Origin of the sequence: Lacrimispora xylanisolvens (assembly GCF_002934545.1) — a bacterium.
Taxonomy (GTDB): domain Bacteria; phylum Bacillota; class Clostridia; order Lachnospirales; family Lachnospiraceae; genus Lacrimispora; species Lacrimispora xylanisolvens.
Genome location: NZ_PTJA01000005.1, coordinates 84,194 through 97,962, shown reverse-complemented (window position 1 = coordinate 97,962; position 13,769 = coordinate 84,194). Strand labels below are relative to the sequence as shown.

At 44.9% G+C, this 13,769-nt stretch carries 10 protein-coding genes; all 10 read left to right on the top strand.

Features of this window, described 5'->3' with window-relative positions; genetic code table 11:
* On the top strand, nt 1-1,131 hold the full coding sequence (locus tag BXY41_RS10820; RefSeq protein ID WP_104436857.1) for an iron-containing alcohol dehydrogenase: 1,131 nt from the start codon (nt 1-3) through the stop codon (nt 1,129-1,131).
* A gap of 31 nt (nt 1,132-1,162) precedes the next feature.
* Entirely contained in the window at nt 1,163-2,512 is a 1,350-nt protein-coding gene (locus BXY41_RS10815) for an aspartate aminotransferase family protein (protein ID WP_104436856.1), read from the top strand.
* Between the two features lie 228 nt (nt 2,513-2,740).
* Nucleotides 2,741-5,098 carry a dockerin type I domain-containing protein gene (locus tag BXY41_RS10810; protein WP_104436855.1) on the top strand — a complete coding sequence of 786 codons (2,358 nt, stop codon included), beginning with the start codon at nt 2,741-2,743 and terminating at the stop codon, nt 5,096-5,098.
* 21 nt (nt 5,099-5,119) lie between these two features.
* Nucleotides 5,120-6,928, top strand: a complete 1,809-nt coding sequence (locus tag BXY41_RS10805; protein ID WP_104436854.1) for a cadherin-like beta sandwich domain-containing protein — start codon at nt 5,120-5,122, stop codon at nt 6,926-6,928.
* Nucleotides 6,929-7,219: 291 nt separating this feature from the next.
* Nucleotides 7,220-7,600, top strand: a complete 381-nt coding sequence (locus BXY41_RS10800; protein ID WP_104437099.1) for a GntR family transcriptional regulator — start codon at nt 7,220-7,222, stop codon at nt 7,598-7,600.
* Between the two features lie 28 nt (nt 7,601-7,628).
* Complete coding sequence (locus BXY41_RS10795; RefSeq protein ID WP_104436853.1) at nt 7,629-8,189, top strand: UvrB/UvrC motif-containing protein; 561 nt, start codon at nt 7,629-7,631, stop codon at nt 8,187-8,189.
* Nucleotides 8,182-9,216, top strand: a complete 1,035-nt coding sequence (locus BXY41_RS10790; protein ID WP_104437098.1) for an ATP--guanido phosphotransferase — start codon at nt 8,182-8,184, stop codon at nt 9,214-9,216. The genes BXY41_RS10795 and BXY41_RS10790 overlap by 8 nt, the downstream gene beginning before the upstream one ends.
* 16 nt (nt 9,217-9,232) lie before the next feature.
* Nucleotides 9,233-11,686, top strand: coding sequence for an ATP-dependent Clp protease ATP-binding subunit (locus BXY41_RS10785; RefSeq protein WP_104436852.1), 2,454 nt, complete (start codon nt 9,233-9,235; stop codon nt 11,684-11,686).
* A 96-nt stretch (nt 11,687-11,782) separates the two neighbouring features.
* Nucleotides 11,783-12,196: an endosialidase gene (locus BXY41_RS10780; protein ID WP_104436851.1), complete on the top strand. Its 414-nt coding sequence runs from the start codon at nt 11,783-11,785 to the stop codon at nt 12,194-12,196.
* Between the two features lie 77 nt (nt 12,197-12,273).
* Nucleotides 12,274-13,665, top strand: coding sequence for a DNA repair protein RadA (gene radA, locus BXY41_RS10775; RefSeq protein WP_104436850.1), 1,392 nt, complete (start codon nt 12,274-12,276; stop codon nt 13,663-13,665).
* The last annotated feature ends 104 nt before the right edge of the window (nt 13,666-13,769 follow it).

Below are 13,769 nucleotides of genomic sequence, written 5' to 3'. Positions count from 1 at the left end.
ATGAATTTTCAATATTACCTGCCGGTCAATCTGGTATTTGGACGGGGAAAAGCAGATTTAATCGGAGAAAAAGCGGCATCACTTGGTAAGCGTGCTCTTATTGTAACGGGAGGGAGAAGTACGAAAGAATCCGGTCTCCTTGCCAGAACGGAAGAACAGCTTAAAAAAGAGGGGGTATCCAGTGTGCTGTTTGACAGGGCGGAGCCTAATCCTCTTACAACGACTGTATATGAAGGCGCAGAAATCGCCTCCGGGGAAGGCTGCGATCTGGTGGTGGCTCTTGGAGGAGGAAGCAGTCTGGATGCGGCTAAGGGAATTGCTTTTCAGGCGGTTAACGGCGGGGATATCAATGAGTATATTTTCGGAAAAAAGGTGAGTGATAAGGCTCTTCCAGTGCTGGCGGTTCCCACTACCTGCGGCACTGGAAGTGAAGGAAATGGATTTGCGGTGATGACAAACCCGGATACACTGGATAAAAAATCACTACGGTGCAGTGCCATTGTTCCGGCCTGCTCTATCATTGATCCCCTGCTGATGACCACGATGCCCAAGCCGGTTTTAGCGTCGGTAGGATTTGATGCACTTTGCCATAATATGGATGCTTATATATCTGCCATATCCCAGCCCCTTACAGACATAATGGCTTTGGAGGGAATCCGGCTTGCCGCAGACAGTTTAATAAAGGTTTACAAAGACAGCCAGGATTTAGACAGCTGGGAGAAGCTTTGCCTTGCCAGTACCCTGGGCGGAATGGTAATCAACACAGCGGGAGTGACTGCTCTCCATGGAATGGAGCATCCGGTCAGCGGGCTTAAAAATGCGATCCATGGAAAAGGGCTGGCAGCTCTTGCACCATCTGTATATGAAGCTTCTATAAAAGGTTCACCGGAAAAAATTGCAGCCATGTCAAAAATTCTGGGAGGGAAAGACGAATCTGATTTTGTGGATCGGATTAAAAATCTGATTGGAGAACTAAAGCTGATGGAAACCCTGGGAGATATGGGAATCAAAGAAACCGACGTACCCTGGCTGACAGAAAACTGTATGAAGATCTCTGCCGCCAGTATTGCAAATCATCCGGTTGTTTTTAGCCGGGAGGAGATCCGAGATATCTATACAAAATCAATTTAAATGCCTGATCAGGGCAAAAAAGGAGGAACTTATGCTGAGAGATGCATTGCCAGAAATAAAAACGCCACTGCCGGGGCCGAAAGCGAGAGCAGTTTTAAAACGGAGAGAGGAAGCGGTGCCCGGAGCCATTAAATCGGTCTATCCCTGTGTAATCGGCAGAGGAGAGGGTGCCATGGTGGAAGATCTGGACGGAAACCGGTTCCTTGACTGGGTTGGCGGTGTGGGTGTATTAAACATTGGCTACAGCCACCCGGAAATTGTTGAAGCAGTGAAGGAACAGTCAGAAAAGTATTTTCATGGAATGATGAATATAGTCACTCACGAAGGATACATAGCCCTTGCTGAAAAAATGAATGAAATTGTCCCTCTCAAATCGGATAAAAAGAAAACCATGTTTGCCAATTCAGGTGCGGAAGCAATAGAAAATGCAGTAAAAATTGCAAAATCCTACACAGGAAGACCAAATATTATTGTATTTTCCGGTGCATTTCATGGCAGAACACTTCTTGCTGCAACAATGACAGCAAAAAAAGCCTATGCATTTGGAATTGGACCGTTTCCAGATGGAATTTACCGTGCTGAATTCCCCTATTTATACAGAAAGCCAGAAGGATTAAGCGACAGCGAAACAATGGGATATTATATAGATAAGCTTAAAAAGGTGTTTGAGGAGGCGTCTCCTGCAGAATATGTGGCAGCAGTGGTGGTGGAACCGGTTCAGGGAGAGGGGGGATTTGTACCAGCTCCTATGGAATGGGTAAAGGCATTAAGAAACATCTGTGATGAAAATGGAATACTGCTGATCGCTGATGAGGTTCAGACCGGCTTTGCCCGCTCCGGCCGAATGTTTGTATCAGATTACTGGAAAGACGCCGGCTGTGCACCGGATATACTGGCTTCTGCCAAGTCAATCGCAGGGGGATTGCCGTTAAGTGCAGTCACAGCAGCTGCGGAAATATTTGATGGAGTGAAAGGCGGCATTATAGGAGGAACCTTTGGAGGAAATGCCCTTGCATGCGCATCTGCCTTAAAAGTAATTGAAATTATGGAACGGGATGATCTGTGTTCCCGCTCCCTTAAGATTGCCGGTGTGTGCAAAAGCCGGTTCGAATCGTGGAAGGAGCGGTTTGAAGAGGTGGGAGATGTCAGAGGAATTGGCTGCATGATGGGAATTGAATTTGTGACTGATAAACAGAGTAAACGCCCCAATCCGGTGCTGGTAAAAAATGTGGTTGAATACTGCGTAAACCACGGGTTAATCGTGGAGAATGCAGGTGCGTATTCCAATGTAATCCGTTTCCTTTGTCCATTAGTAGTGACAGATTCTCAGCTTGAAAGCGGACTTTCCATATTGGAATCTGCCATTGACGCATGCAGGTAAGAAGGAATCAGATGAATAAAATAAGGGTTATCCGGCAGCGGAGTGCTTTTGCATTCCGCTGTTTTTCTCGTGTGGATAAAATGAAAGATTTTCTTACAAATATTTCCAATTAATTGAAGATTAACTGATTGTGTTGACACATGGTATCATTTGTCATTATAATAAAATAATGTATGATTTACATATAACTGGTAATGAAAATACTTAAGGGTATTATGGGAGAAACAGATGAGAAAGTATAAAAAAGCTGGCAGGATGGCAGCAATTCTTGCCAGTATTATGGTGATCGATTCTTTTGTAGGACCGATATCGCCTTACATAGATACGTATGCTTATACGAATAAGTCGGCGACGGTCAATGCTTCAACACTGAATGTGAGAAGCGGACCGGGTACTTCCTATTCAATCGTTACAAAACTGACCAATGGTGCAGCGGTCACTGTGGTCAATGAAAAGAACGGATCGGATGGAGCCCTCTGGTATGAGATACGCTTTAACAATTCCAATGGACAAACCGTGTCAGGCTATGTTACAAAAAGCTATTTAAAATTCGCCGCAGTTTATACCAGCAGTGCTGATTTTGAGTCAAGACTGTCTGAACAGGGGTTCCCAGAGAGCTATAAGGTGCGCTTAAGGGCGCTTCATGCCCAGTATCCCAATTGGGTGTTTACTGCTCAGAAAACCAATATAGACTGGAATACTGCAGTAAAGGAAGAGAGTCTGGTAGGAAAGACACTGGTCCATACAAACAGTATGTCTTCCTGGAAATCCACGGAAACCGGTGCTTATGACTGGAACAACAGTACCTGGGTAGGATTTGACGGGAGCAGCTGGGTTACGGCATCAGAGGATATTGTAAAATATTATATGGATCCCAGGAATTTCCTGGACGAAACCAATGTATTTCAGTTTTTAACACATACCTATGACAGCAACAAGCATACAATGGAAGGATTAAATACCATGGTTAAGGGGACCTTCCTGTCAGGAGGTACCGTTAATACAGATATTTCCCAGTCAGGCGGAACCACCTCACAGGAGAGCGGTACGTCTACGGATTCAGGTAATTCCTCAGGTCCCGGAGCCAATATTGGTCCTGGCGGAAAAACCGAGACACAGGGTTCTTCTTCCGGCAATGTAAGCCAGGAATCACCCCATGCCTCCATTACACCCAACCATGCGGCCGTTCTTATGGATTATGGGCCCGGAGCAAGTCTGACCGGACCTTCTGCTTCTGCGCCTTCTACTGGGACTACCACTGGAAGCGGTGCTTATACCAATATGATTATGAATGCAGCCACCCAGTCCGGGGTTAATCCTTATGTTCTGGCAGCGATGATCATACAGGAGCAGGGTTCTGCAGGCACCGGCAAAAGCATTTCCGGCACAGAATCAGGCTATGCCGGGTATTATAATTTCTTTAATATTGAAGCATATCAGTCTGGAAACATGACTGCTGTGCAAAGAGGATTATGGTGGGCGTCTCAGGCAGGCAATTATGAACGTCCGTGGAATTCGCCGGAAAAATCAATTTTAGGCGGCGCATTATATTATGGTAATAACTACGTAAAAGTTGGGCAGGATACATTTTATCTGAAGAAATTTAATGTACAGGGGGCGAATCTGTATAAACATCAGTATATGACCAATGTGCAGGGTGCAGCATCCGAAGCTGCGGTGTATTCAAAGGCTTATAATAATGATATGAAACAGACCGGTTTGGAATTTAAAATTCCGGTTTATAATAATATGCCTGAAAATCCCTGTAGTCAGCCAACTGGTGATGGTAATCCAAATAACAAGCTTTCAGGTCTTAGTGTAGATGGATTTGTTATGACACCAAGCTTTGACCGGGATACAAAAGAATATAATCTGATTGTGGATTCTGGTGTGACCAGTATTAAAGTGAATGCTTCTGCACTGTATTCCGCTTCTAACGTTAGCGGAACCGGGACTATTGCACTTCAAAATGGTAATAATGATATTAAAGTATCCGTTACAGCACAGAACGGTAATGTGAGGGAGTATATTCTTCATGTAGTCAGACAGGCAAACGGACCGACTTATAACTCTGGAAGCAGTACTCCAAGTAACCCCGGTTCTACCGGTGGTAACAGCTCATCTGGCAGCAGCAGTTCTTCCGGCAGTAACAGCTCTTCCGGCAGCAACAGTTCTTCCGGCAGCAGGGGACCAGGAGTTTCCAATCCATCCTCAGAAACCAGTGCCGGAACACCAGGCGGCAGCAATATTACCATAGTACCCGAAGGATCTTCCAATATATCGGTACAGGCATCTGCCGGGGCTCCACAGGGGCCGGGTAGCCCTGCCCAGACGCAGGCTCAGACCCAGGCCGAGACCCAGCCTGCCCAGACCCAGTCAACCTCTGCTAATACCGCCTCAAAGGGAAGTGGTGATGTAAACGGTGACGGAAAAATTAACAGTCTGGATGTATTAAAGCTGCAGAGATATCTTCTGGGTCTGGAACACTTATCAGATGCTGGAAAAGCAGCAGCCGATTTAAATGGAGACGGAAAAGTAAATTCCCAGGATCTTCTTCTGCTACAGAAGAAAGTACTCGGAATGTAAGTTTAGGAAATAGGAGACTATATGAATAGGAAACTGAAAAGATTGATCACCAGCCTTATGCTGGTTTGTATGATGGCAGTCGCCAGTCCCTGGGGCTGCATGGTATCCTTGGCATCGGATGCGAAGATTTCATTTTCTGACCCTTCCGTCATGGTTGGGAATGATGTAACTGTGAATATGAAAGTCACCAGCGATACACCCCTGGGAACCGCAGAAATCATGCTGTCTTATGACCCAGCAATTCTGGAATTTGTAAGCGGAACCAGCGCCAACGGCGGAGCCGGAGCAATCAAGATCCTTGGAACCATGAATTCTGCTGATCAGAAAGCCTTTAATTTCACTTTGAAATTTAAAACATTAAAGGCAGGTAACGCGAAAATAAGTGTTACATCTCAGGAGATTTATGATGTGAATTCCGCTGCCATATCATTATCAAAGCAGGGAAGCGCCACTGTAAAGGTTACATCTCCTGCAACAACCTCAAAGGATGCCACATTAAAATCCCTGAAGATTTCACCAGGAACCTTAACTCCTGCTTTTTCCGCAGCAGTGGACAGCTATACGGCAGAGGTTGATAAAGATACAGCAGACCTTGTAGTCAACGCAGTTGCTTCCAATGCAGGAGCCCATGTAACCCTCCAGGGTGAAAAGGGATTAAAGGCCGGAGAGAATCAGGTTGTTGTAAAAGTAACGGCAGAAGACGGTCAGACGATTAAGAATTATACGATTAAAGTCACCAAGCCGGAAGGGGGAGAAACCACTCCTGCAACCAATGCGGGCGGGGAGACTGGTGAAGCTCAGTTTAGCTCCGCTTCCGTAACCATTCACGATGTTGTGTACAGCATTGCCTCATCCTTTGACGAAGCTACACTGCCAGAGGGATTTGAAGCGAAAACCTATCAGTATAAAGGTACTGAGGTGATGGCTGGAAAAGGTCTTGAAAAAGACATCCTCTTATTGTATTTAAAAGATGAGGGCGGCAACGGCGGATTCTTTATCTATAATGAAGCAGCAGACAGCTGGTCTCAGTTTGTTGAGGTAAAAACCACTGAAAAAGCAGTTGTAATCATGCCTCTTGATACAGACACTGCAGCTCCGGAAGGCTTTAAAGAGCAGCAGATTGAAATTGATGGAATCAAGGTAACCGGCTGGGTTGCCGATTCGGAATCAAAGCCGGAATACTGTCTGTTCTATGGTATGAACTGGAACGGAGAAAAGAATTTCTACCGGTATGATCTTTCTGAGAAGACCGTTCAGAGATATTTTGCTTCCGGAGTTACCAATGATAAGTATGTGGAACTTGCCAAAACTTATAGTGATCTGCTTAAGGATTATCATTTGCAGTTCTATATATTAATCGCAATCAGCGTGTTGGCACTGGCATTACTGATCATTGTAATTTTCCTGATCAAAAGAGGCGGCGGATCGGATATGAGGCCATATGATTCCGGAGAACCCTTCCATGACACGAAGAAGAAGGACGAGCCCGTAAGCCGCAGGGAAAGCAGAGCACAGGCCGCTCCGCCTGCAAACGTAAAGCGTTACAGCCGGGAGGAATTCGACGAAAAGGAACGGACAGGAAGTCTTTATTCCGATTTTGAAGAAGATGATATGGACAGGCCTGATACATTCATCCCCAAGACCCCTGCTTATGAGGAAGAGGATGACTTCATGGAAGAGTCCAGCCTGGAAGAGATGGAGCAGAACTTAATGCCGAAAAAAAGGGTTCATCAGACCCAGCCAGAGGAACGGACAGGCGATGACAAAAGAAGCAGAGAAGTGAATGAAAATGACGATGATGACTTTGAGTTCATGGATCTTAATGACTAAATAATAAAATAAGTGAAAATACCAACGAGAGCGCCATGTTTTACAGGTGCTTTCGTTTTATTTCTCATAAAATTTTAGATATTTTTTTCTAGAAAAGGGAAAAAGCTAGGTTCCTGTCAAGTCTCTTCTATTGAAAAGCCTAAATTGGTTTGTTATAATAAATTTCTGAGATTAAAAGAAAATTTCCCATTTGAATACAGAGTTTTAGATACTGGCATATATTATATATTGAAAAATGCATTATCGTGTGCTATTATGTGTATAACAGATATAACGAAAGATGGTGAAAAGATGATATTGCAAATTGATTTTAACAGTGAGGAAGCCATTTACATTCAGCTTCGGAACCAGATAATCATAGGAATCGCCACGGAAAGTATAAGAGAAGGTGACCCCTTGCCTTCCGTTCGCCAGATGGCCGATAATATAGGCATTAATATGCATACGGTAAATAAGGCGTACTCTGTTTTAAAACAGGAGGGATTTGTGAAACTGGACCGCCGGAAAGGAGCGGTTGTTTCCCTTGATGTAGATAAAATACAGGTTCTTGATGAGATGCGCAGGGATTTAAGCGTTGTATTAGCAAGAGGCATCTGCAAAAATATTTCGTGTGATGAGGTTCACCAGCTGGTTGATGAGATTTTTCAGTCATTTATGAAAAGCCAGAGATAACAGTGATTCCCTGGATTGGAGGTTCTATATGTTGTGCGAGAAGTGTAAGATTCGCGAAGCAAATATTCAATATACGGAAGTAGTCAATGGTGTGAAGAAAGAACACCATTTTTGTGCCCAATGTGCAAAAGAGATGGATTTTGGTGTGTATGCAGCTATTTTTGACGGGGAGTTTCCTCTTGGCAAGCTGTTATCTGGTCTTCTTGGAATTGAAGATACCGAAAAAGGACCGGATAAGCTTCAGCAGATTGCCTGTCCCACCTGCGGCACAAGCTACAGCGAGTTTGTAAAAGACAGCCGTTTTGGCTGTGCAGACTGTTACAGCGTCTTTGGCCCCCTTATGGAGGACAGCATCAAACAGCTGCAGGGCAGTCTGATGCATACAGGAAAAACACCGGCTTTTCAAAGGATGGATCATGAAAGCCAGAATGAAGATTCAGAGGAAGATGGATCTGACAGCAGCAGAAACGAACTCAACGAACTGGATGCCAGGTTAAAGGAAGCGCTCCGGTTTGAGGATTACGAAACTGCAGCAGTTTGCAGAGACCGGATAAAAGAACTGAGGAAAGGGAATGAAGGCAATGCTTAAATGGTATGAGCAGACTGGCAACGGCAGATCTGGTGTAATAAGCAGCCGGATCCGCCTGGTCAGAAACTGGAAGGAATATAAATTCCCTTCCAAACTGGATGAAAAGGAAAGCAGCGAGATGATTCACCGCCTGGAATTCGGTTTAAAGGATTTGGGAGAGGAACTTTCAAGCCCCCTTACTTTTTCCATGCTGGGTGATTTAAACGAACTGGACCGGGTTGCACTGAAAGAAAGAAGAGCAATTAATTCTTCCATTGCCGGCAAAAAGACCCCGGTAGGGATCCTGCTTTCAGAAAATGAAGATACAGGAATTGTATTTAACGGAGATGATCATATCCGGATTCAGGCTTTAAAGACAGGTCTTCATCTGGAAGAGCTGTGGGAACAGGCCAGCAGCATTGATGATTACCTGAATGAACGTTTTCCATATGCATTTGATGATCGGTACGGTTATCTGACAGCGTTTCCCACCAATGTGGGAACCGGGATGAGGGCATCGGTCGTGGTACATCTTCCCATGTTGTCCCAGGGACGCAAATTTTCCAGCCTCATTGGAGAGATGGGCCGTTTTGGAGCGGCTATCCGGGGCGTTTACGGAGAAGGAGAAGATAATTTCGGAGCTCTTTATGAAGTATCCAACCAGAAAACACTGGGACAGACAGAACGGGAAATTATAGATACTGTTACAAAGGCCGCTATTCAGCTGACCAATCAGGAGATGCAGGTAAGAAAGTTATCCCTGCAGCGGCGTAAAGTTGAACGAGAAGATGAGATCTATAAGTCTTATGGCGTGTTAAAATATGCCAGAAGGCTGACTTCCAGAGATGCCATGATATTTTTGTCACAGATGATGGCAGGACTGGAGGATGGTCTGATTCATACAAAGGAAGAGTTTAACGTTTATCGCCTGATGCTTGGCATCTGGCCGGCAGGTTTACAAAAGATTTCTGACCGTCCTCTGAATAAGGAGGAGCTTGATATGGCAAGGGCGGAATTCATCCGGAAGGAACTGCCGGAATTAAATTGACAGGAGGATTGCATTTATGATAGACAGATTTACGACAAAGGCCAGAACGGCCATTAATCTGGCAGAGCAGGCAGCAGGACGGCTGGGACACAGCTATGTGGGAACAGAGCATCTGCTTCTTGGACTGTTAGAAGAAGGCAGCGGTGTTGCAGCCAGAGTACTCATTGAAAACGGCGTCAGAGAAGATAAGGTTCTTGGTCTGATCAGTCAGCTGATTGCACCGGATCAGGCAGTGAGAGTAAGGGAAGACGGAGGCTACACCCCAGGAGCCAGAAGAGTACTGGAAAACAGCTACCGGGAAGCAGTCCGTTTTAAAGCCAATTTAATCGGAACGGAGCATCTTCTTATATCAATTATCCGGGATAATGACTGCGTTGCTTCCAGACTGCTCAATACCATCGGTGTCAGCGTTCAGAAGCTGTACATTGACGTATTAGCTGCCATGGGAGAGGATGCACCCGCCAATAAAGAAGAGCTTATGAAGTCTCCCAAAGGAAAGGGAAGTACTCCCACTCTGGACAGCTATAGCCGTGACTTAACAGAGCTTGCTGTAAAAGGAAAGTTAGATCCTGTAATCGGAAGAGAATCCGAAATTACACGTCTCATTCAGATATTAAGCCGCAGAACCAAGAACAATCCATGTCTGATCGGAGAACCAGGAGTTGGAAAAACTGCAGTCGTGGAAGGACTTGCCCAGATGATTTCATCGGGAGAAGTGCCGGAGACAATAGCAGGTAAAAGGCTTCTCACTCTGGATTTATCCGGTATGGTGGCTGGTTCCAAATACCGCGGGGAATTTGAAGAAAGAATTAAAAAAGTAATTGCAGAAGTAATTGAAGACGGCGAAGTGCTTCTGTTTATTGACGAGATTCATACCATTATCGGAGCCGGAGGGGCGGAGGGAGCCATTGATGCTTCCAATATTTTAAAACCGTCTCTGGCAAGAGGAGAATTACAGTTAATCGGTGCGACTACCATTGAAGAATACCGCAAATACATTGAAAAGGATTCCGCTCTGGAACGGCGTTTTCAGCCAGTTAAGGTAGAAGAGCCTTCTGAAGAAGCGGCAGTGGGTATTTTAAGAGGCTTAAAAGGCAGATATGAGGATCATCATAAGGTTATGATTACAGATGACGCCATAAAAGCAGCCGTAAAATTATCTTCTCGCTATATCAATGACCGCTTTCTTCCGGATAAGGCCATTGATGTGATTGATGAGGCATCTTCTAAAGTCCGCCTTGCTACCTTTACAGAACCCTCTGAGATCAAGGAACTGGAGGCAGAGATTGAACTTTTAGAAGATCAGAAGGAAGCTGCCATTAAGTCAGAGGCCTATGAAAAGGCTGGCGCTATTAAGAAAAAACAGGAGAAAAAGCGGGAAAAGATTGATAAAATCCGTGATAAATGGCAGAAGGAAAAAATCTCCAATATTCCCACTGTTGATGAAGGGGAGATTGCAGATGTTGTATCGACCTGGACAAAGATTCCGGTAAAGAAACTGGAAGAGGGAGAAAGTGAGCGCCTTAGAAATTTAGAGTCCATTCTTCATGAACGGGTAATCGGTCAGGAAGAGGCAGTAACCGCAGTGGCAAAAGCTATAAGAAGAGGCAGAGTAGGGCTCAAGGATCCCAAACGTCCCATCGGCTCGTTCCTGTTCCTGGGTCCCACCGGAGTGGGAAAAACAGAACTTTCCAAAGCCCTTGCAGAAGCCATGTTTGGCATGGACAGTGCTCTGATCCGTGTTGATATGTCTGAATATATGGAGAAGCACAGCGTTTCCAAGATTATCGGCTCCCCGCCAGGATACGTAGGATATGATGAAGGCGGTCAGCTAAGTGAAAAGGTGAGAAGAAATCCCTACTCCGTCATTCTCTTTGACGAGATTGAGAAGGCTCACCCCGATGTATTTAATATTCTTCTTCAGGTCCTTGATGACGGCCATATTACGGATGCACAGGGAAGAAAGATTGACTTTAAAAATACTGTCATTATTATGACTTCCAATGCAGGAGCAGAAAATATCATATCTCCCAAACGTCTGGGCTTTGGCGCAGTAGCCGATGAAAAGGCGGATTACAAGCTTATGAAGGACCGCGTTATGGAAGAAGTAAAGAAGCTGTTTAAACCGGAGTTTGTGAACCGTATTGATGAGATCATTGTGTTCCATCCGTTAAACAAGACTCATATGAAAGATATTGTAACGATTATGATGAAAGATATCATGAAACGTACTTCCGAACAGATGAGCATTACAATTGAAATCGATGAGGCAGCCAAGGACTATCTGATTCAGAAAGGTTACGATGAAAAATACGGCGCGAGACCCTTACGGCGTACCATTCAAAGCAGCTTAGAGGATAAGCTTGCGGAAGAAATCCTTTCCGGAACGGTAAAAACAGGTGATACGGTTATGATCACAGCTGGTGAGGATGGACTTAAATTTTCTGTGAGAGAGCTGATAAACAGCTAGCCATTTCTCAGCAATTCGTGTATAATAACTACAAGCGAAAGGATCTTTTTCTTCGCCAACAGGGATAAGTAAAGAAAATACTAGGAGGGCAAACCAATGCCGGTAATTGAAGAATTAATCCGCACAGAACAGGACGGTACAATTAGCTTTGGTAATTACAAATTAGAAACAAAGTCAAAATTACAGGATTTTGAGCACGAGGGTGATTTATATAAAGTAAAGACATTTTATGAGATAACCAAGCTTGAACGTAACGGCATGTTTGTATACGAATCTGTACCAGGAACTGCAGTGGAGAGGTTTGCAGTATCCGATGATGGCGTGGAATTTGAAGTAGAAGGCGATAAGGATGCCCAGCTGACAGTTCAGCTGGCAGAAGATACCGAATATGAAGTGTTTGTCAATGATGCAGCAGCAGGCGGCATGAGAACCAACATGAGCGGGAAACTGTCAGCCAGTGTGGAGCTAAATGAAGGAACACCAGTGAAGGTAACCATCAGAAGAAAGTAATGTAACTGAAGTCCGGGTCCGGCTCTTTTTTCAAAAGAGATTCGGATCCGGATTTTTTGTCTGACCAGGAGGAACCTATGGCAAAAGGAAAAACAACAGCATTTTTTTGCAAGGAATGTGGATTTGAATCAGCAAAATGGCTTGGCCAGTGTCCAGGCTGCCGGGAATGGAATTCGTTTGTGGAGGAACCCGTGGCGAAAGCGGAGGCTTCCGGAAAACGGGGGATTTCAAGCACTGGGTCTGGGGGAGTGACAGGAGTAAAAATAAAACCTGCCAGACTGTCTGAAATCCAGCTTGATGAACAGGACCGTATGAAAACAGGATACGAGGAACTGGACCGGGTATTGGGCGGCGGCGTGGTAAGAGGGTCCCTGGTTTTAGTTGGAGGAGACCCGGGAATCGGAAAATCCACTCTTCTTTTGCAGGTATGCCGGAATCTGGCATTTGCAGAGAAGAAGGTTTTATACATATCAGGAGAAGAATCCTTAAAACAGATTAAACTGCGGGCAAACCGCATCGGAGAAGTGAAGGGAGATCTGCTGTTTTTATGTGAGACGAATTTAGATCTCATAGAAGCTGCCATACAGGAGGAACAACCAGATGTGGTGATAATCGATTCCATTCAGACCATGTTTCGGGAAGAAATATCATCTGCTCCAGGCAGTGTAAGCCAGGTAAGGGAATCCACCAATCTGCTGATGCAGATCGCCAAGGGAAAAGGAATTGCCATATTTATCGTGGGACATGTAACAAAAGAAGGAGTTGTGGCAGGTCCAAGAGTGCTGGAACACATGGTGGATACGGTTCTTTATTTTGAAGGAGAGAGAAGTGCATCCTACCGAATCATCAGGGGAGTAAAAAACCGGTTCGGTTCTACCAATGAAATCGGTGTGTTTGAAATGATAGAAAGCGGACTTGCAGAAGTAAAAAATCCTTCTGAATTCATGTTAAGCGGAAGACCGGAAGATGCTTCTGGAGCAGTGGTGGCATGTTCCATGGAGGGAACCAGACCGATTATGATTGAGGTACAGGCTCTGATTACCCCAACAGCCTTCGGTATGCCAAGACGAACAGCTGCAGGCACAGATTATAACCGGGTAAATCTTTTAATGGCAGTTCTGGAGAAGAGAGGGCACTATGATCTGTCTCATTTTGATGCTTATGTCAATATCACCGGCGGTCTCCGCATGAATGAACCTGCACTGGATCTGGCGATTCTTATGGCGATTGTCTCCAGCATGAAGGACCGGGCCATTGATTCCAAAACCATCATATTTGGTGAGGTGGGATTATCCGGAGAAGTAAGGGCCGTTTCCATGGCACAGCAAAGGGTAAATGAAGCAAAGAAACTGGGATTTCATACCTGTATCCTTCCAAGGATTTCCCTGGATAGGATGGGAGCTGTCGATGAGATTAAGCTGATCGGTGTAGATAATGTAAGAGAAGCGATTGCTGGAATTTCAAATTAAGAAGAAAAAGGCGTTAAGGGCAGCGGTTTGTATCTGCATTGCAGTTACTAAAATCTGCCCTTTTTTGTCACATAATAACAGAAAATGACAAAAAATATAATAAT